14 protein-coding genes and 1 pseudogene are annotated in these 18,734 nt (G+C 55.7%); 1 reads left to right on the top strand and 14 read right to left on the bottom strand.

What is annotated here, in order from left to right:
- The 13 genes and pseudogenes from PAN31117_RS23115 to PAN31117_RS23060 form a co-directional block, all read right to left on the bottom strand.
- Nucleotides 1-1,595: beta strand repeat-containing protein (locus PAN31117_RS23115; RefSeq protein WP_217429708.1), on the bottom strand; the 1,595-nt coding region annotated here is incomplete at its 3' end.
- Nucleotide 1,596: 1 nt separating this feature from the next.
- Complete coding sequence (locus PAN31117_RS27850) at nucleotides 1,597-1,716, bottom strand: ESPR-type extended signal peptide-containing protein (RefSeq protein ID WP_150740272.1); 120 nt, start codon at nucleotides 1,714-1,716, stop codon at nucleotides 1,597-1,599.
- A gap of 1,827 nt (nucleotides 1,717-3,543) precedes the next feature.
- A complete protein-coding gene (locus tag PAN31117_RS23105; protein WP_150740271.1) occupies nucleotides 3,544-4,494 on the bottom strand; it encodes a LysR substrate-binding domain-containing protein in 951 nt (316 codons plus the stop codon).
- A gap of 173 nt (nucleotides 4,495-4,667) precedes the next feature.
- Entirely contained in the window at nucleotides 4,668-5,465 is a 798-nt protein-coding gene (locus PAN31117_RS23100) for a hypothetical protein (RefSeq protein ID WP_150740270.1), read from the bottom strand.
- The gene (locus tag PAN31117_RS23095) at nucleotides 5,447-6,328 is read right to left on the bottom strand and encodes a helix-turn-helix domain-containing protein (protein WP_150740269.1); all 882 of its coding nucleotides are present in this window, start codon (nucleotides 6,326-6,328) and stop codon (nucleotides 5,447-5,449) included. Before PAN31117_RS23095 ends, PAN31117_RS23100 begins: the two co-directional genes overlap by 19 nt.
- Nucleotides 6,325-7,125, bottom strand: a complete 801-nt coding sequence (locus tag PAN31117_RS23090) for a helix-turn-helix transcriptional regulator (RefSeq protein ID WP_150740268.1) — start codon at nucleotides 7,123-7,125, stop codon at nucleotides 6,325-6,327. The genes PAN31117_RS23095 and PAN31117_RS23090 overlap by 4 nt, the downstream gene beginning before the upstream one ends.
- Before the next feature lie 225 nt (nucleotides 7,126-7,350).
- Nucleotides 7,351-9,810: an ATP-binding protein gene (locus tag PAN31117_RS23085; RefSeq protein ID WP_174991081.1), complete on the bottom strand. Its 2,460-nt coding sequence runs from the start codon at nucleotides 9,808-9,810 to the stop codon at nucleotides 7,351-7,353.
- 64 nt (nucleotides 9,811-9,874) lie between these two features.
- Nucleotides 9,875-10,519: a response regulator gene (locus PAN31117_RS23080; protein WP_150740266.1), complete on the bottom strand. Its 645-nt coding sequence runs from the start codon at nucleotides 10,517-10,519 to the stop codon at nucleotides 9,875-9,877.
- Nucleotides 10,520-10,659: 140 nt separating this feature from the next.
- Entirely contained in the window at nucleotides 10,660-12,243 is a 1,584-nt protein-coding gene (locus PAN31117_RS23075) for an EAL domain-containing protein (protein ID WP_150740265.1), read from the bottom strand.
- A gap of 275 nt (nucleotides 12,244-12,518) precedes the next feature.
- Nucleotides 12,519-12,974, bottom strand: a complete 456-nt coding sequence (locus tag PAN31117_RS23070) for a DsrE family protein (RefSeq protein WP_150740264.1) — start codon at nucleotides 12,972-12,974, stop codon at nucleotides 12,519-12,521.
- Between the two features lie 172 nt (nucleotides 12,975-13,146).
- Nucleotides 13,147-13,548, bottom strand: a pseudogene (locus PAN31117_RS27940) (Clp protease N-terminal domain-containing protein); the annotation flags it as partial.
- A gap of 1,034 nt (nucleotides 13,549-14,582) precedes the next feature.
- Entirely contained in the window at nucleotides 14,583-15,275 is a 693-nt protein-coding gene (aqpZ, locus tag PAN31117_RS23065) for an aquaporin Z (RefSeq protein ID WP_150740263.1), read from the bottom strand.
- 325 nt (nucleotides 15,276-15,600) lie between these two features.
- Nucleotides 15,601-16,407: a LysR family transcriptional regulator gene (locus PAN31117_RS23060; RefSeq protein WP_150740262.1), complete on the bottom strand. Its 807-nt coding sequence runs from the start codon at nucleotides 16,405-16,407 to the stop codon at nucleotides 15,601-15,603.
- Between the two features lie 122 nt (nucleotides 16,408-16,529).
- Between PAN31117_RS23060 and PAN31117_RS23055 the strand changes: the two genes are divergently transcribed.
- On the top strand, nucleotides 16,530-17,264 hold the full coding sequence (locus PAN31117_RS23055; protein ID WP_150740261.1) for an SDR family oxidoreductase: 735 nt from the start codon (nucleotides 16,530-16,532) through the stop codon (nucleotides 17,262-17,264).
- A 65-nt stretch (nucleotides 17,265-17,329) separates the two neighbouring features.
- Here PAN31117_RS23055 and PAN31117_RS23050 read toward each other — a convergent pair whose 3' ends face one another.
- Nucleotides 17,330-18,712: a serine hydrolase domain-containing protein gene (locus PAN31117_RS23050; RefSeq protein WP_246185784.1), complete on the bottom strand. Its 1,383-nt coding sequence runs from the start codon at nucleotides 18,710-18,712 to the stop codon at nucleotides 17,330-17,332.
- Nucleotides 18,713-18,734 lie beyond the last annotated feature (22 nt).

Here is an 18,734-nt window from a genome sequence, read left to right as displayed (position 1 = left end):
AAGCCGCTATCGATCGTGACTACGCCGCCCTTGCTGGTCGGGGTATCTCCGTTACTGAACACGGCGAAGCCGTTGCCAGACCACTTGGTGTTGATCTGCCCGTCCGCACCGGTCCAGTTGGTGGTGGTGCCATTCCAGGTGCCGTTGCCGCCATGGATGGTACCGTCACCGGTGAGCGTGCTGCCATTCCAGAAGAAGAACTGACGGCCGAACGTGCTAACAAGATTAACTTGCCCTTGCTGCTGCGTTTGCAGTTGATAAAACGACCCATCTCCTTCGGATACGTTGCCGATGGTCATCGTACCGGTGAGCGCGCCCGAATAGTCGAAGATACGATAGACACCAACGTCCATCGCACTGCCGTCCACAATGTTGAGTTGGCTGGTACCCAGATTCAGGTCACCCTGCACATTGAATATCGAGCGAGTCGACGGCCCACCGGAGAGAACGACATTGACCTGGTCAGGCACAACCAAGTTGTTTTGAAATGTAAGTTGTTGACCGCTTTGACCGTAGAGCGTGCTGCCACTGGCAAATGATGTTCCTCCTTGGACCACACCGTCACCGCCGAAGGTACCACCAGCCATAACGTTGAGTGTGCCACCCAGTTTCGAACCATTCCCAAGTAGCAACGTGCCGCCTTTGACATTCGTAATGCCGGAGAAGCCGGAATCATCACCGGTAAAGATGGTCGTGCCAGCAATCTGGTTGATTGTGGCGGTACCGCCGTAGCTGCTTATATCCGCACCAAAAAAGTAGTGATCACCGGTATGGTTAAAGTTGATTGTGCCAGTGCCGCCACCCATCGCGCCGAAAGCAACAGAATCCACTTGCAACTCACCGGGGGCAACAGCTCCGCTCCCCGGAGCGGCCCCAATGTTCAGAACGCCCGTAGACCCCGCCCCACTCGCAATGTCCACACGGCTCTGGCCCTGAACGCTAACCATACCTCCTTCCGCAATTGTGAGAGTGCCCGTGCCGAACTGAGCAATTGAAAACGTGCCAGTATGTGTCCAGTTTGAGTTCCGCCCGGTGACCGTGGCGACGCCATCACCATTATTACCGATCACGGCAGTAGTACGGGAATCGACCGTACCGCCGTCCTCGATGTTCAATGTGCCGGCACCGGTTCTCCCAATTTCGAAATCATCTGAACTCGTCAGCTTGGAGCCTTGTCCGTTGACGGTAACCGTGCCCACACCGCTTGCTCGAAAGCCAATCGCAAAGGTATTGCCGGTCTGGGTAACCTGTCCGCCATTGTTGATGTTCAGAGTGCCAGCTCCTCCATCGCCAACGTAGAGGTAACCGGTACTACTATTCCATATGGACCCGACTCCGCTTACTGTGACGGTGCCACCAGCGTTAATATCAGCGTTTAGATTCGTAACGGTGCCGCCAGAATTGACGTTTAGTTGCCCGAGAACAATAAGATCGTCATTCACGTCCCACAATGAGCCATGCTCTACGCCCGGCACATCCACGCTCACACCACTGTCGATACGCTGATACGAAAAAGCAGGAGCGGCATACGGAGCCAATGCGCACAACACCGCCATCACGACCGCCTTGAAGCCTACATTCGGGACCACGCGCACGCTAACGCCCCCCCCCCTTCGCTTGGCCATTACCCCGACCGACGCTCTTTGCATGCTCCCCCACAGCTACGAGCATTCCAAGTCGCTTGCTGAATACAGTTCGATGTCGATTCTTGTTCATGTGCTAACTCCTATGGACTGGCCTCTTGATTTTGTCGGGGTACCAGAAAGCTGCGCACCCACTCGTTCAATGGAAGCCCCCCCCAACGAGCCCCCTTCTCAAACGCCCCGACCATTCCGAAATCGACAGGCAACAGAAAACGATGCGAAGGGCGAACGCCTTATACCCGTCGAGCGTAGAGGAGGTCTTACGAGACCGCGGTTTGGATAAGTGGACTACTCGTTTGAATTGCTGCACGAGTTGCACTTTCAAAAGCGCAATCTCAAATAGGCAAAGGACAGGAGTGTGCAACGCACGTCATCGCGGGATACCGCAAAAAGAGGAAAAATGCGAATAACCTCGCGAAACTCCCTGGAATTTCTTGGTTTATGGGAGAAATCGTCAGTGAAAATTCGCGGACCGGCGCACATAGCATTACCGCTCCGACGGACTTCACTTGAAAGATCAGGCAGCGCAACTCAAAGCGAATACGGAATCGCCCGATTTCGTCGTCCAGCACACGGCTAGATCGACGAATCCCTGGGTTTTCCGTGCCCCGTTCACTCAATACCCAACTTCGACATAGCGCCGCCATGTTTCGCACGACGGAGAGATTCGAATCGGCAAGCGGATGCGGGCGTCACCGTAGCAAATTCTTGTCGGTGGCCGCGACATGGGCGCCTTGCGTGTCCGTTAGCGCCAACTTTCGTTGCTGATCGCCTGAAATGGAAGGAGAGAATTCTCGGCTCGTCCCCATTTGAGCCCCCCCTACATTTAACTCACCGAACAGTGACGTCGAACTGCCAGCATCCCCACAAGTAGATCGACTCCAACGAAACTATCACCAACAAAACGGCAAAAACCTGAAGCGCCACCCACACCAATTTGGAACGGGACTTGCGCCGAAATATGAGCGACAAATGACGTGACATGACCAAACACTCCTTACAGACTCCCTCCCGCTTCATTTGAGGTTATCAAGCATCGCTCCACGCCAGCATTGAAGTTCAAGGAAGTACTTTTGAATATGCAACGCGATTCTCTAGACGACCGAATACACGCAAGCCAAAAGTGAGTTCGCTTAGCCATTGCAGCATCCGCAAAAAAAGATCGACTACTCCGCTTTACGAAGCAACGTTCACATATCGCCGCATGTAAAACGCGACGCAATGAAATAACGACATCGCGTCAGCGGGGAGACATGGGGGCCAGGTGTTACTTGGTCGACGTCAGCAGCCGTTGGACCGTCTGTCGTTGCCCCCCCCCAATCCGTCGAGTTTGGTCGGCGAGTTGAACACTCACCTCGGTTGTCGCTGACGAATTACCTCACCGCGCAAGGCACATTCCGCAAATTGCGATTTCCCTCATCGACGAAATGATTCGTGCCGAACGATTATTTTTCAAACGAGGGAACTATCCTCAACTTCAGGATAAGGATCTGCGACGATGAAAAAAATGGAGAATTCGACAGCGGGCACGGAGACAATCCGCACCGGCGTCCAGAACAAGGAAAACTGCACCGAACTGGCACGAGTAGCAGGAGAGACGTCAACCTACGAGATGCTTCCTCCTGACAGCAAGGCCCGATCAACCAAGATTGCCCTAGAACTGCAACTCGAAAAGCACTATGGCCGCGAACAAACGCGGAGGCTTATGCGCGTCGTTTTCCAGCTCTACCGCCCTGCCGCGCGTTGCGTTCACCTCGCGAGACAATTCCGGGCGCTAAAGAACGAAGCCGTTGCAGCAATGAATTCAGGTGCGGGACTGGGGCAAATTCGGGATCTACTCACGACGTACATCAACTGCGGCATCGGTCCACGCTACCCCGCGACCTCAAACGCGCCGCAGCTACCCTTGCTCCGAAGTAACATCGAACTTGGAACGCTCCCTCAATCGGGTATAGAGCTCCATGACACCAAAATCGACCAATGAAGCGCGAGGAATACCGATCCCGATATTCCTAGAAAGGTTAAGCCCCGGGACAGATAGCCCATAGAGCTCCGGGTGCTGAGCCACCATCGATCTAGGCGCATAGGCGACCCCAACACCCGCAGCAACCAAGCTTAGCGCCAGCTCAAATGATTCAGCTTCTGCCGCCGGAGTGACGTCGCCACTCCGGCCGTCGAACTCCAAAAGCGTCGCGTGAGACGAATGTGCCGGGCACGTCACCCAGTCTCTCTCGTCGAGTCGCCCCAGAAGACTTCCTGATTTTGCCGCCGCTTCCCGGTGAAACGGTATTGCGAGAACAAATGGCTCCGACCATAGTGGAAAGAACTCGTCTTGCTGTCGACGGAATTCGTCCGTGCCGAACCATATCTGCCCGTTCTCGCCAAAACGCAATTTCACGCGCGCAGAAGGAACTGCATCGCGAATCATTTCGACGGCCGCGGATACATCTAACGAAGCCACATCGGAGCTCACCCCCATCACGAGGTGCGAAGCTGGTTGATCACAGGGGACATTGACCACCAAGGACGCGACCTCACGGACAAGGCGGCGAACCTTTGGATACCACGCTCGCGCAGCATCAGTGACAGAGACGCCCCCCTCCCCAATCTCAAAGAACTGCGCGCCGACGTCTCTTTCCAAGTATCGGATAGATGCTTCTATCGACTCCACAGGAAGAGCCAAGCGATTCGCCGCTCCCACTAAGCAGCGCTCTTCAAATACCGTAACGAACGAAATCAGGTGCCGGATTTCCATATGCGCTGGAGCGGTCCTCGAGAACATCCATTGGCGGGCACGGAAACGCTCATCCCGCGAGATATCATCACTTGAAGAAAACAGGTACCGATGCATGGAAAGAGTGCTGTCTGAATATTGCTCTACGACTGATAACGATCTTCAAGATTGGGTAGAGGGTCAGCGGTCAAGGCTGTCAAGAATCACCCAGAACTTCGGCTTGCGCAGGCGACGGCTGACACGGCCCTTCCCATCAACCGATTCGCTGCTCCTCCGCCCCCCCTCCCGGATTAGAAGATCGTCGATAACCCCACAACAGGGCCATGCTGCGTCACACGCCATGAGAAGCGATCGCCGCCATCGCCATGGGCGTAATCCTGATACCAGGCTCGATAGCCCACCCGAAAAATTGCAGGCTGCTTGAAGAGAAACATCCGATATCCTGCATACACCTGGAGATTCGTACTGAATCGGGAGCCGGCACCAAACCCGCCGATGTCCGCCTCGGAGAATAAAGTCCAGCGCTCCGAAAGGTCTGCATTCACACGAAGGCCGATGAATGGATCAATCCAGTTCGACGTATGTTGCCCGACCATCGGAGTGACCGACGCAATGAGTTGGGTCCAACGAAAACCAAATGTCGGCTCGATCGAAATTTCTCGCGAATGACCAAAGCGCGTGAGCCCAGATTGGCTAAATGTCGCAGCGCGAAAGAAGCCTCCAACGGTAATCATCTTGGAAGTTGTCGCGAATCGCGCATCAAGACCACCTATCGAAGCGTCCTTCCCTGCGTTGGTGTACTGACCATCGAAATACACACCATATCTACCGTTGGTTACCTCGACCTCCCCCATTACCGCAAGGTCTAAGTTGCTGACGATCGTCGGGAATGACACTCGTGCAGGCACCTCGTTCGGTCCAAACGCTCCGTGACCGCTCAGCGACGCCGCCCAAATATAAGGGCTAACGACGACGGACCAGCGTCCATCCTGCTGCACATCCATCTGTTCAGACGCATATGCGCTTTTCCCGATCATCGCCATCAAAATGCTTGCAACCACCAACCGTATTACCGCACGTCCAAGCATGCCTGCCCCCCATTGCCCACGCTCACGTCAGTCGGACTCTGCGCAGCGCAGACCGGTTCGTTTCGGAACTCCGACGGAGACATTCCTGAAAAGCGCTTAAATGCCACACTGAAGTTGCACGGACTTGGAAAACCGACCTGGCGTGCCACGACACCCACCGCAACGCCGGAATTTCTCAGGAGCCATGCAGCTCGCTCCATCTTTTCCCGACGTAAATATTCGGTCGCCGACATTCCCCACGACTCTCGGAATTCGTCCGTCAATCGACGCTCGCTCACACCTACCCGTCTGGCGAGCGACCTAACGCTCCATCTTGCAGGGCCTTCGCGATCAATTAACTCCACGGCGACTTGCGCGCCGCGGGTATTTGTCAACTGCCGCTCCGCCCGCTCAGTTTGGCAGGCGTCTCGCCTACCGATCTCGATAAGTAGCCTGAGTCTCGCGACGAGCTCTTCCGGCATAAATGGCAGAACGATGCAGTCCGACGCCCCCGCGGCAAACGCGCGAATTCGAGTTTCACTTTGAGGCGCCTCATCAGCAACAATGAGGGGGATTCGCTCCATTCGCTCAGTTCCTCGCACGAGGTTACAAAACGCTACCGCATCCATGCACGTGAGTGCGCTGTCGATAACAAAGGCAGTCGGCGGCGCGATCAACGCTTCATCGTGAGTACGCCATCCATCCTTCACAACGCGGACACTGAACATCTGCGAGCGGAGCATCTCGATGCCCTCCTCAAAGATCTCCCGCCGCTCTGTCAAAATCCAAATAGATATGGGCGTGCGAGCCGAAACGTCAACGCCGACGTGATTCGCAGACGCGCGACTATTCTGGATTCCCTGATTTTCGATTTGAGCATTCATACGTCACCAGAACTCACCAAAAAACCATTTACCCCGCCACCTTGATTCTCCCTGAACCTCGATGGGCTCATGCCTATCAATTGCCGGAAGGCAGTGGCGAAATTGGCACCGCTGGAGAATCCGAGCATCTCGGCAATAGCGGTAACGCTCATTGAGCTGGTGCTGAGCATTTGCCTCGCTCGCTCGATCCGATGACGACGCAGAAACTCTACGGCGCTACACCCCTCAACTTCCTTGAATGCCGCTTCAAGGTTAGCAACCGACACACCAATGCGGGCGGCCAACATCGCCTTCGAAGTCACCGTCGCATCTGCAGATCTCAGATATCTGACGGCAAGGCGATGAACCTCGTATCGGCGCGACGCTAGCCCAGCGCTTGGCGCCTGAGCGACGTGGTCGGGGACCTTGCCCAGGGTCATTCGGATCCTGATGCGCATCTCCACCTCCTCACGATTTGCCCCCGCTTCGATGTAATCCAATGCCCCGACGCGAAAACACTGAACGCGCAACTCTGGCGCGCCTGCTGGCCCCAACACCATGACTCGGATACGGCGAGACATGTCGCTCATCCCAAATTCAACACATCGGGCAACCGCGTCTACCGATCCCGATGTGACTTTCATTAGAACCAACGCCGCCCGCCTCTCCGTTTGCGCGTCTCGCATTGCGCCAAGAACATTTCCGACGGCCAAACTTTGGTATCCTGCCCTGGCGACTCCCTCCATCACCTCAACAGATTGCGTGATTGGCGCGTCGATCAAGACAATGCGCTCCCCATACAACGCTTCACCGAACATATCTCCCCCTTTCCCTCAAAGTGGTGTCAATGTTTCTCGACGATCGCCCCGGGCCCCACAGACGAATATCCGCGTTGTCTGTGATTGCCTCGCAAACATTGCAAACCGCACCTAACCAAACGTACAGGGACTATTTTCGAAAATTTGATTTGATATGGCTCTCCCCAATGTCTCACTCGACCCTCCCAAACCTCCCAAAAATCATCAACCCAGTGTTTGCGCGCCTCACAGGGGGTTTGATAACCTTTTCACTACCAAATCAATGGCTCGTATCAGACTGCGGGCCGAATCATCATCGAAATTGCCTCCGTCGAGCCAATCCTCTGTCTCTCGCGCAGTCGTCGCCAGCTCATTCAATCCAAACCAAGCAGCGGTACCTGCCGTCCGGTGCGCGATCTCCCGCAATTTCGCCGCGTCGCGCGCCTTCAGCGTGCCAGGCAAGCGAAGTTCGGCCAGGAGTTCGTCCAACGCAGCGATTAGTCGAGTCCGAAGAGCAGGGTTTTCTTCAAGGGAGAGCGCGCTTCGCGCATTGAGAACAGCGTCGTCGGCCACTTGCTCAGTGCCGAGTTTTGATTGCAACGTGACTAAGTCCAGAGGCTTGAGGAGCACCTCGTTGGCACCGGCCTCTAGACAGGCTGCCCGCAATGTCGTCGACAGATGGGCGGTAAGAACGTAGATTGGTACCGCGGCATGTCCAAGCTCGCCCCTAATGCGCGCGATCAACTCTGGGCCGTCCATGCCAGGCATCGCGTAGTCTGTAATGATCAGGTCGTAGCGCTTGGACCTTAGCAACCGCAACGCCTGAGCGCCATCGCTGGCAACATCACAGGTCATTGCAAGCCGCGCGAGTTGCAACTGCAGAAGATCTCTATTCAACTGCGCATCATCTACCACTAGGACGTGCATCCGCTGCTTACCTCGGAGCCAATTCCCATCAGGCGGTGGCTTAGCCAGTTCGGGAGGCTCAGAAGCCAGCGAGTCGACGACCACACTCCTCGCGATCGGAAGCGTGAGCTCAACGGACATCGTCGTGCCGTGCTCCTCGAAGCGAGATACCGAAATCCGCCCTCCCATGGACTCAACGATTGCTCGGGAAATTGAGAGCCCCAACCCCACGCCCGGCTTGTCGCGATTGGCGCCATGCCCTCGGACGAACGGCTCAAAAATCATTGCAACTTCATCGGGGGCAATCCCCATGCCGGTGTCACTGACTTCCAGCGTAACGAGGTCGCGCGACAGATCCACAGATCGAGAGGAGACCCTCAGCACAACGCGTCCCGACTCCGTAAACTTCACCGAGTTTCCGAGCAGATTCAGAAGCACTTGGGCAAGCCGTCTATCATCGGCGACGTAGGAACACGCCAAACCTGGAGCAACATCGACCTCTAGCGAAAGACCTTTTTTTTCGGCAGAAGGTTCGATGAGTGCAGCCGCCTCACGGGCAACCGCAACTATCGACACGTTTCTCGGGACAACCTTCAACTCGCCTTGCGTCGCCGCGGAAAAGGCCAAAATGTCTTCTAGAATCGCAGAAAGAATCGACGCTGCCGACCGGCCGATCCCAACTAAGCGCTGTTCTTCTTCGCCCAACTCCGCGTGCTCAAGGAGCTCCAATATGCCCTTCACACCACTTAACGGCGTCCGGAGTTCATGACTCACGGTTGCAAGTAGCGCGTCCTTCGCCGCGGACGCGGCCTCCGCGTTGCACTTAGCATCAGAAAGCGCCAAGCTTTGCCGACGCGCTTGAGTGATGTCTTGCACATAGCCATTCCAGAGCATCCCTTCAGCCTTACCGTCTGATGGGACAGCAACGATTCGAACGACTTCCTCTTCGTTTGACAGCCTCGATAGCTCTATCTCCATGTCTGTCGCTTGGTCATGACACGAGCCACGCAGCAGACTACGAATCAGGCGATATCGCGCCGGTTCGGATAATGCTTGGCCGAACGCCAGGAGCAGGTGCTCAGCAACGTCCGACGAAACCCCCAGCATCCGAAATGCGGGAGCGTTGACGAACGACAATGAAAAGCCAACTTTGGGCAGATACCGAAGCTGGAAAATCCCGATCGGGACCGACTGTGTCAACTCAACCAATTGCTGTTTGAGTTCGACCTCTCGCCGCTGCATTTTTCTGAGATCCGCAACGTCAAGGAACGCGGCAAGAACCGTATCGGGATGATCTGCCCCCCCTGTGCAGGCTCTTACCCAGTAGAGCGCCTCCCGGCGCTCACCATCCAGGGTCGTGTAAAACGTTGAACCCTTGACTCGGGCGGACGTAGCGCGCACTTGAGTCAAACTCGATTCGATCTTGCTCCACTCATCAACATCGAACAGCCCCGCGCCATCCGTTGGTTTGCCGATAAGTTGCTCCGCGAGTAAGCCTGTGGCCTCTTCCAGCGCGGGATTTACCGCCAAATATCGCCCATTCTCATCCTGCAAGAAGAGTGGTGTAGGGACCGCCTCCATGACAGCCGCTTGCAGGCCAATCTGAAATCGCAGTGATTGCTCGGTGCGCATGCGCCAGCGAATCTCTTGTCCCAGGCGAATCAACAGCAATGCGATAACCAGAACGCTTAACGCAAGGACGAACGCTACGACCATCAAACCGATATGCGTGTTGGCAACCTCGGTACCGGCGATATTGGACTGTCGCTGCTGTCCCCATGAGGCTGCATAGGGAAACATGCTTAAAAGGGCACCACCCAGCCAGGCTCGACACCCGGCCGAACATCCCGCCGCACTCACTGCGCTACTGCGAGAGCTTTTCATTGTTTCGGCAAAAATCGAGTAGTTCTTGGTTTGTCGCCAATCCTAGCTTTTCTTGCGCGTTTCGCTTGTGTTTGCTGATGGTTTTTGGGCTTCGGTGAAGGCGTTTGGCGATATCTAAGATCGAGAGCCCGTCGTACGCAAACATACGAAGAACTTCGATTTCGGAGCGAGTCAGCACTGACTCGCGAAACAGGCTGCGCTCGGATAACTGGGCCTCGCGAAGCAACTTCCGGATACTGCCGCTCAGGTAGACCTCCCTTCGCAGCGCATAACGCAGCGCCATTATCAAGTCGTCAATGCCACTGCCCTTGTCCACAACGGCCAACGCCCCACGCGAAACAAGCATCTTCACGATCGCAAGATTTCGCATTGCGGTAATTACGACAATCGGAGTGTGCGGTGTGAGACGGCGCAGCCGCTCGACCAGGAGCACGCCATCCCGCTCCTGGGATGCAGGCATGGACAGATCTGTCACAATTACGTCGCACTGAATCTGCTTCACGGTCGAGACCAGTTCCTCTGCTGTCGCAACCTCCCCGACGATTCTTCCGACACCGCTCGCCTCAATCGCCATTCGAATTCCGTAGCGCACAATCGAATGGTCGTCCGCCAAAATGATTCGCATCTTCCCCCCTACTCTCACCAGCCCGAAAGGCACGGCAAACTTCCAGCGACGCGATCGATAGCAGCGTTGAGTCGACTACCCAGAAGTTCGAAAACAACAAATATTACGTTTGGGAAACCACCTGGAAAATGAGATTTGCCTCAGATCATCAGGCTAGGAGAGCTGCATCCAACCGGCACTCCGTCCGTTTCCTGCTGACCTTGCAGGTGCCGCACGAAGACTTCACCTGCCATCGGTCTCCCGAAAAGGAACCCCTGGAAGACCGGCACACCCAATTCACGCAAAAACTGAGCTTGCGATTGGCGCTCGACCCCCTCTGCGATGACCGTGAGATTAAGCTTCCTGGACATTTCGAGAATGCTCTCCAACACCTTCTCAGATGCAGGATTCTCCCCAATCTTCGCCACAAATGATCGATCAATCTTGATAGCATCCATGTCAAAGTCTCGCAAATACGAAAGGCTGGAGTGCCCGGTACCAAAATCGTCTACAGCAACTTTGACGCCCATCTCGTGCAAGGCACCAAAGATTCCGCGAATGTGACTGTTGGGTTCCAGCAGTTCGCGCTCTGTCAACTCGAGCACCAACTGAACGCTTTGCATCCCAGGTCTCGCAAGAAACGCTTCGCAATCGCGAATGATCGTCGAGCAGCGCAAATGCTGAGCACTTACGTTGAAGCTAAGCCTAAATCCGTCGGGGACCTCAGCTTCACTCAGAACAGTGGCCACTGAATCAAATAGCCCGCGGGTCATCGGGACAATCAAGCCGGTCGATTCGGCCAGTGGGATAAAGTCATTGGGAGCAACAATGCCTTCTTTAGGGTGTTCCCACCGGATCAGCACCTCTGCACCAAGCCACCCCCCACCGGAGGCACTCACCAACGGTTGGAAATATGGAACAAACTCTCCCGTGCGCAGCGCACGCTCCAATTCGTGTCGACGCGACCCAACGAGACTAAGGGCCTTCCTGGCGCAAAGCCCAAGAATCGCACCGAAGACGGCGAACGCAAGCAAGAGTACGGAGTAGTCAGCAAGCACGCGCCGGCGAAGCTCCCCTTTGGGGATTTCAGCCCATACGCTGATCGGAAACAACTTAGATTGCAGAACGATTGCGTCGCTTGGTGCCACAATTCCGCTGGGCATGATGCCGTCCCGCCCAAGCACCTCACCGCCAACATCAAGCATCAAATCTGTGCCATTTCGCCTGACCATTGACAAGGCATCGCGAACGTGGCGCCCGTCTATCGTCACGATCGCCCCCCGCCCCCCACTTACCCATCGATAGATCAGTAGGCTCGAATCAGGCTGCGTACCGCTATGGCGAAGTAGTCGAACTCGGCCATCGACATAGGCCTCGACGTCAATGCTCCTGCGATACTCGCCCTGGAGCGAGCTGCAGTAAATTTCCTGATCATTCGTTAGTAACTCTACCGAGCGTACAAAAAGAACGGAATCCACCTGCTCACGCAGCTCAAGGACCACATCGGCGCATCGAGCACCAGCCTCAAGCCCGACACGCTTCGCGGTCATCGATGCGTTCGAGAGCATTCGATCAACTTCCTCCAGCGCGCGGCTCGCTTGCATGTTCGCGTCCGCGACCATCGCTCTCCTGGCTTCTACGCAGGACAACCAGGCACCGCAAACCAATGGTGCCACAGTCGCAGTAAGTGCGATCCAGTGGCGCCAAGCCTGGGGAACCGGGAAGTCGAAGAGACGATCTCGCAAGTTTTCTCCTGATAACGCGCCCAGCAGTGCACTCCAATCGTATGCACCAAGGTACCGCTGAGCCCAAAACTCATTCTTTTTATTTTCGAAGCTCGCGTTTGAATTCGCGTCAAATCAGCTGCATCAAGTCACTCGGCGGTATCCTCTTGGAACTTATTTGGATGAACCGATGGAAGTGCGGCGTTCTATTTTGACTGCGGGAAGGGGATAAATTCGGACACCTCTCTGCGAGAAGCAGAGGGCAGCTACGCTGCTTGAGCTTTCAAAGCTTCGGACTAGATTGTGGCGAGCGGGACGAGCGTAATCTGGAAGTTCTTCACTTTGGCGGTTTTCGCATCCATCAAACACTCGAACGAAAAGTCGCGCCATCCGCCCTCAAAGCGAGCTTGGCCAACACCAACCAGCTTGGTCGTACTTTCGAGCGACAGACTTTCAGGATCGTTGTTTCCAAGAAAGACACGGTCCGCCCCTTTCAATTTCTTTGCTAACGCCGGCAGTGCCGCGGGGCGGCAAATGAACTCGGCCACCTGCTTTTCTTCGGTCCACTCTCGGGCCACGGAACGCTCACCACTTAACTTGAGTTTGGCGATTCCCGCATTGATGGCACGTTGCTGGGCTGACGAAACGAGATTTCCTTTTGCCTGTCGCACCGTTTGTCCGACCGACACGCCGGAATGGCCCCATGTGCCGATGAGGATGGCACAAACAAGTGTGAACGACTTCATTTTCATGGCTGATAAATCTTCCGCAAGGAGGTAAATTGACGCAGCAATCTCTGACGCCCTTAGCATGCCGGCGCAGGGAGTCACAAGGCCACACATAGACGAAGGGCAACGCTCTAGCAATCGCAATGGATGACAACGTCTGCACGTCGTCCTGCCAAGGGATCGCATGAAACTGTGGGGCATCCGCTAGTGCCATCCATATATGCGCTGACGACATCGATTGCGATGGTCTATCGGCCATCTGAGTTTTCAACCAAGCCAACTCCAGTAGCAATCGAATCCGCCGGGAAAAGCCCGAACCGTCTTCTGGTAACTCTCTCACGTTGAGCGCAGCAGCCTCACATAGATGCCGCTCCAGCTTACTTGCGTCAACATCGAGTTGCCTCAGAATGGCCCCCACCGCCCCACCGGGCTTCCTAAGCATCGCGATCAGCCAGTCTTCTACGTCAACGACTGGCGCCGTCCGCGCTTGTTGCGCTTGGCGCGCATCGTTAAGTGCACATTTGCACCAGATACTCAGCGCAGAAACATAGGGCGCAACGCCTCCTTCGGCATGCGCACCGGGAATAAATTCACTCATGCCCGAGGTCAAAACTGAAACCCGACACCCGCCAGAAAGATGTCACTATCACGCCCGGCTCGAGACACAACTCTAGACCATGACGCACTCAAGGACACACGCTCAGACGGCTTTAGATCAGCCGCCATCGTCAAGAGGCCAGCGATTGTACTTTGCCGACCGGATGCCTCTGGATTCGGCTGATATCTTTTCCACGCCACGTACGGCCCTATTCCTAGGCCCAACGCCAACCGATCATTCGCAAGCCCCTTTCGGAGCCAGACCTGTGCGGCTACCCCGCGACGCTCTCCGATGTCACTGCGCCCCTCACGTAGTAGGGACAACGTCCCGTCCATAGAACTAGTCATGCTCCTGCGAAACTCGATCGCATAAGCACCTGCATTTTGTGACGTAAGGCTATTTACAACCGACAAGCCACCGAGCAGCGATAGCGTGTTGCTACCTATCGACGGCCGCTGAGAAGGTTCTCGCATGTCTCGATGAAGCGCAGCAAAACGATACGTAAGTCCGATTGTGTAAGCGTTCGTTCTCACACCCTCACTGGCACGAACCCAATCCCCCTGGAAGGTTGCCGACCAACGCCTCGCGAACGGCCATCCGACGTATGCGCTGTAGATCAATCCGACACCATGGCGGTTGCGATAGGCACGATTTGAACCAACTGCGACGGTATCAAAGTAGCGGTACGGACCAAACCCGACACCCGCATCGAGCCCACCAAAGATGCCTGTCTTGCCGGCCCAAAGCTGCACACCGAATCCATCCCGATGGTGGTCCGTAATGTGCCCTTCGTTATGCCAGGAAAACGACGTAGAAATGAGTGGCGAAATTGGCTGCCTATAGCCGAAGCTCCACGCGTAGCTATGCTCGAGATCATCGCGCTCAAGGTGCATGAGGCCACCTTGCAGGTTAACCTCCTGAGCACCGGCGCCCGAGCAATACAGTAGGAAACACAAAAACAGACTTCGCCAAACCACCGCACCTTCCCCTACGCGGACCACGCAATTCGCGAGGTCCGCTCTCTAATCCGGGCGCTACTCAGTAGCGCGCAACACGCGCGACATGAGGCCACCAATTCCCCCCCCCACAATGGGGACCAACCAGAACATCCAAAGCTGATCGACGGCCCACCCACCTTGGAATATGGCCACCCCAGTACTGCGAGCGGGATTCACTGACGTATTTGTCACAGGAATCGATACCAAGTGAATCAACGTTAGCGCCAACCCAATCGGAATAGGAGCGAAGGACGCGAGTGACTTACGGGAAACGACCCCATTGATGATGACTACGAAAAATGCTGTCAGTACAAACTCAATGGCAACACAGGCACTCAGAGCGTAACCGCCTGGGGAGTGATCACCATACCCGTTGGAGGCGAACCCCGATGCCGATGCGTCAAACCCGGGCACACCGCTGGCGATCAGGTACAACACACCGCCGGCAACAGCCCCACCTGCCACCTGCGCGATCACATAGGGAAGAATATCCTTCACCGGAAACAGCCCTCCCGCCCATTGACCGACCGTAACCGCGGGATTGAAATGCCCTCCGGAGAGATGCCCAACGGCATACGCCATCGTCAGTACGGTCAAGCCAAACGCAAGCGCCACTCCAGAAAATCCAATTCCAAGCGAAGGAAATGCCGCCGCCAATACGGCACTTCCGCAACCACCAAAGACCAGCCAAAACGTCCCAAAGCTCTCTGCCAGCATACGTCGAAGCATGATTCCTCCGTAGATATAGGATTCGCCTACCTCAGCGCCCAACCAGTTCGTCAGCCGGCACTGAGCTATTCCGCACTGCTCGTTCGCCCTGATTTGACGCTCATTTCCCAACTGCCATATTTCACAAACAAGCAAAGATGTTTGATCCGTAGCAGCACGCCTCAAAAAAAAGAAGTCACCAAAATTTGGCGACTTCTATTAAGGTTCCAGAGGAACATGCGGACACACCAACAACAACGACGGATAGTATCTGCAACATAAGCCCGCCATTTGGCGCCTCGACCTAGATTGCGGGAAATCTCACATAGAGCCCACCCACTGGGGCTCACTCGACGACAGTCTCATAAAGTCTCGAGATATGTGGATTACGAAGCGCTTGGGCCCCAATGCAGAGTCCTACACGCCGAGAAATTGCCATGCTAGGTATTAATTTTGCGCCGACGCCCCGCCTCTCCATCACCAGCGAACGAGGAACAATTGCGACTCCCGCCCCGGCCGCGACCAAGTCCAGGGTGCGCCGCAACGATGTTGCCTGCGCGACAGCATTTTCACCAGCCTCGCCGTAAAAGGGGAGCAACTGCTGATGCGTCGGGTGTGATGGGCAAGTCACCCAGCGAGAACGGATGAAGCTCTCGCCCGAGCCCCCAAAGTCCAAGCCAAGCGCGTAGGCGAGAACATAAGGCTCGACCCACAAGGAAGTGAACAACTCTCCTTCACAGCGCCGCTCCTCACTTTCGAGTCGGATTTCCCCTTCGCATCCTTCGCGCACGTGAAGCGATACGGACAGGAGATGCCGCTCAACGCGCTGGACAAATGAACTCAACATGCCGCCCGAGACGTCGCTCCCAACCCCCATCTCAAGCACCGTCGCTGCACGGCCGGAATGAAAGCGTATGCGCAGGCGCTCGATGTCGGCAACCATCCTCTTCGCTTGCGGATACAGGCTACGCCCGTCAGTTGTCACGCCTACGCCACGCGCCTCTCGCGAAAACAGCGACACGCCGAGCGTTTGCTCCAACTGCTTGATGCAGTTGGATATCGCCGGCTGCGTCAGATGCATGCGATGCGCTGCAGCCGTGATATTGCGCTCCTCAAAAACTGCGATAAATGCACGGAGGTGCCGATACTCCATAAACAATCCATAAATTTGAATTATGCATACTACAAGAATTCTCCATTTCTCAACGGGAGGTGGATTCAATAGACTTCGGCACGCTTCGTACCGAAATGATCTCCAACAAGGAACCGCTCAGCATGACGACAACCTTGCTTCCCCTTATTGCAATTACCGGAGCGAGCTCTGGCATTGGACTCGCCACCGCCGCCAAGTTCTCCGCCATGGGGCACCCTCTTCTGCTCATGGCCCGTCGCACGGAACCGATGTGCACGTTAGCCGGGCCACAAACAATGATCGTAAGCGTCGACGTGACAGATCGACAGGCCTACATGAATGCAGTCACACAAGCCGAAGCGCGCTTTGGACCTGTCGACTGCCTCGTGAACAACGCTGGAGTTATGTTACTTGGCGACGTCGCGAACCAGGCGCCCGAAGAATGGGATCGCATGATTGACGTTAATGTTCGCGGCGTACTGAATGGCGTTCACGCCGTAACGCAGGGAATGATCACCCGTCAGCGCGGCACTATAATCAACGTCAGTTCAATCGCCGGTCGGAAGAGCTTCCCGAATCACGCAGTGTATGTAGGTACCAAATTTGCCGTGACGGGAATGTCCGAGAATCTTCGTGAGGAGCTCTCGCAACACAACGTTCGCGTCGTCACAGTCGAACCCGGCGCAGTCGAAACCGAGTTGCTTAGCCACACAACCAATGAGGCAATCAAGTCAGACTACGCCAATTGGAAGAGAGAGATGGGAGGTATCGTCCTGAGCGCGGACGATGTCGCCAATGTCATTGCATACGCATACGCACAACCCCAGCACGTGTGCGTTCGGGAGATCACGCTCGCCGCCACACGACAAGCGGCATAAAACCCTTTCCCAAAGAATGTGCGGTGGCCCGCGAGGGGGCCACCGCCATCGGACCACAACTGCAGTTATTCCGACTTTGCCGCCATTAGGAACTCACCTACCGCTCGAAAAGCCGGCAAAGTGATCCAGTCATTGGCGCCATTCGCCGGCAACTTGGTCGATGCGAGACGCACTATCGTCATTTCAGCCTCGGGATCCACATAGATGGCCTGCCCAAATATCCCTCGAGCCTCGTATGCACCATGATCATCGCCAGAAACCCACCACATGTCCTTATAACTCCACCCCGGCAGTGTCTTGAAGCCGGCCATCGCAAATTTCCCGCGATCCCCGCCACCACGGATTTCAGCGACCACACGTGCGGGCACAATTTGGCGGCCGTTGTAGCGCCCCTCGTTGCGCATCACCTCCCCGAACCGCGCGAGATCACGTAACGTTGCGTTGAAGCCTCCCCCAGCACATTCGGTCCCTTGACTATCGACATCAAAGTAGGCGTCGTCCTGCGCCCCCATTGGCTGCCAAATCATTGCTGAGACCAACTCCGACAACGGACGGCCGGTTGAGCGCTTGATTATCCAACCCAGGACTTCAGCGTCGGGCGTCTTGTACGCAAATGCCGCACCGTGCTCGCCATTGCGTTTCAGGGTCTTGAGGAAGTCGTACAGGTTCGTTGGGCCAACATAGCCGTCCGGGCGTTTGATAACACCAGCAGCTCGAAAATAGGCCCAGATTTGGGCAGACGGATCGCTGTACTGCTCCGAATACTGAACGCCGATCGTCATGTCCATGACCTGTCGAACCGTCGCACCATCGAAAGCACTACCAGCCAACTCAGGAACGTACTGGGTGACTTGAGCGTCTGCATCGAGACGCCCATCCTCGACCAGCATCGCAGCTATCGTGCCGACGATGGATTTCGTCACGGACATGACGGCGTGTGGCATTTCGCTTTTCAACACGCCGGCATATTCCTCGTACACAACTTTCCCCTTGTGTAGCACGATGATGCCATCGGCATCAGTCACTTGCATCAGATCAGAGAACTTGTGACGAACGCCATTCAAGTCGGCAAAAGTGACATCTCCAATGGGTGAGCTGATGTGTTGCGAGCGAACGAGGGGGGACGGTTGGCCGTCTCCTCGCCACACGTTGGCAGACGGCATCAGCCGGCGCATGTTTGAGAAACTCCAACGATTCTTGGGGTAGACGAACCCACCGTTATCGAGCGTAATCGATGCATCCGGGCTAGGCGGCGAGCCCTGCATCCAACTGGTCGGATTTAGCTCTGCATTGTCCACCGGAGCACTCGCCATTGCGGAAATTGAAATTCCCATGGCCACTGCGGCAAGCGCTCCCGTAATCACATTTCGCGCACAAGGCGACGATTGCGCCAGCCCTTCGCGCATCGTGTGCAGCGACGATCCCAACACATTTCTCTTCTCGAACATTCTGTCTCCTCACGTCAATTTA

Origin of the sequence: Pandoraea anapnoica (assembly GCF_902459765.1) — a bacterium.
GTDB classification, from domain to species: domain Bacteria; phylum Pseudomonadota; class Gammaproteobacteria; order Burkholderiales; family Burkholderiaceae; genus Pandoraea; species Pandoraea anapnoica.
The sequence above is the reverse complement of the archived record's forward strand: the minus strand, read 5'-3'. Positions and strand labels throughout refer to the sequence as shown.

Bases quoted from the DNA above. Each gene is read 5' to 3' on its own strand.
- PAN31117_RS23105 (WP_150740271.1), bottom strand. From the start codon at position 4,494: ATGCATCGGTACCTGTTTTCTTCAAGTGATGATATCTCGCGGGATGAG.
- PAN31117_RS23070 (WP_150740264.1), bottom strand. From the start codon at position 12,974: ATGAAAATGAAGTCGTTCACACTTGTTTGTGCCATCCTCATCGGCACA.
- PAN31117_RS23100 (WP_150740270.1), bottom strand. From the start codon at position 5,465: ATGCTTGGACGTGCGGTAATACGGTTGGTGGTTGCAAGCATTTTGATG.
- PAN31117_RS27850 (WP_150740272.1), bottom strand. From the start codon at position 1,716: ATGAACAAGAATCGACATCGAACTGTATTCAGCAAGCGACTTGGAATG.
- aqpZ (WP_150740263.1), bottom strand. From the start codon at position 15,275: ATGCTTCGACGTATGCTGGCAGAGAGCTTTGGGACGTTTTGGCTGGTC.
- PAN31117_RS23085 (WP_174991081.1), bottom strand. From the start codon at position 9,810: ATGTTTCCCTATGCAGCCTCATGGGGACAGCAGCGACAGTCCAATATC.
- PAN31117_RS23090 (WP_150740268.1), bottom strand. From the start codon at position 7,125: ATGTTCGGTGAAGCGTTGTATGGGGAGCGCATTGTCTTGATCGACGCG.
- PAN31117_RS23055 (WP_150740261.1), top strand. From the start codon at position 16,530: ATGACGACAACCTTGCTTCCCCTTATTGCAATTACCGGAGCGAGCTCT.
- PAN31117_RS23080 (WP_150740266.1), bottom strand. From the start codon at position 10,519: ATGCGAATCATTTTGGCGGACGACCATTCGATTGTGCGCTACGGAATT.
- PAN31117_RS23095 (WP_150740269.1), bottom strand. From the start codon at position 6,328: ATGAATGCTCAAATCGAAAATCAGGGAATCCAGAATAGTCGCGCGTCT.
- PAN31117_RS23060 (WP_150740262.1), bottom strand. From the start codon at position 16,407: ATGGAGTATCGGCACCTCCGTGCATTTATCGCAGTTTTTGAGGAGCGC.
- PAN31117_RS23050 (WP_246185784.1), bottom strand. From the start codon at position 18,712: ATGTTCGAGAAGAGAAATGTGTTGGGATCGTCGCTGCACACGATGCGC.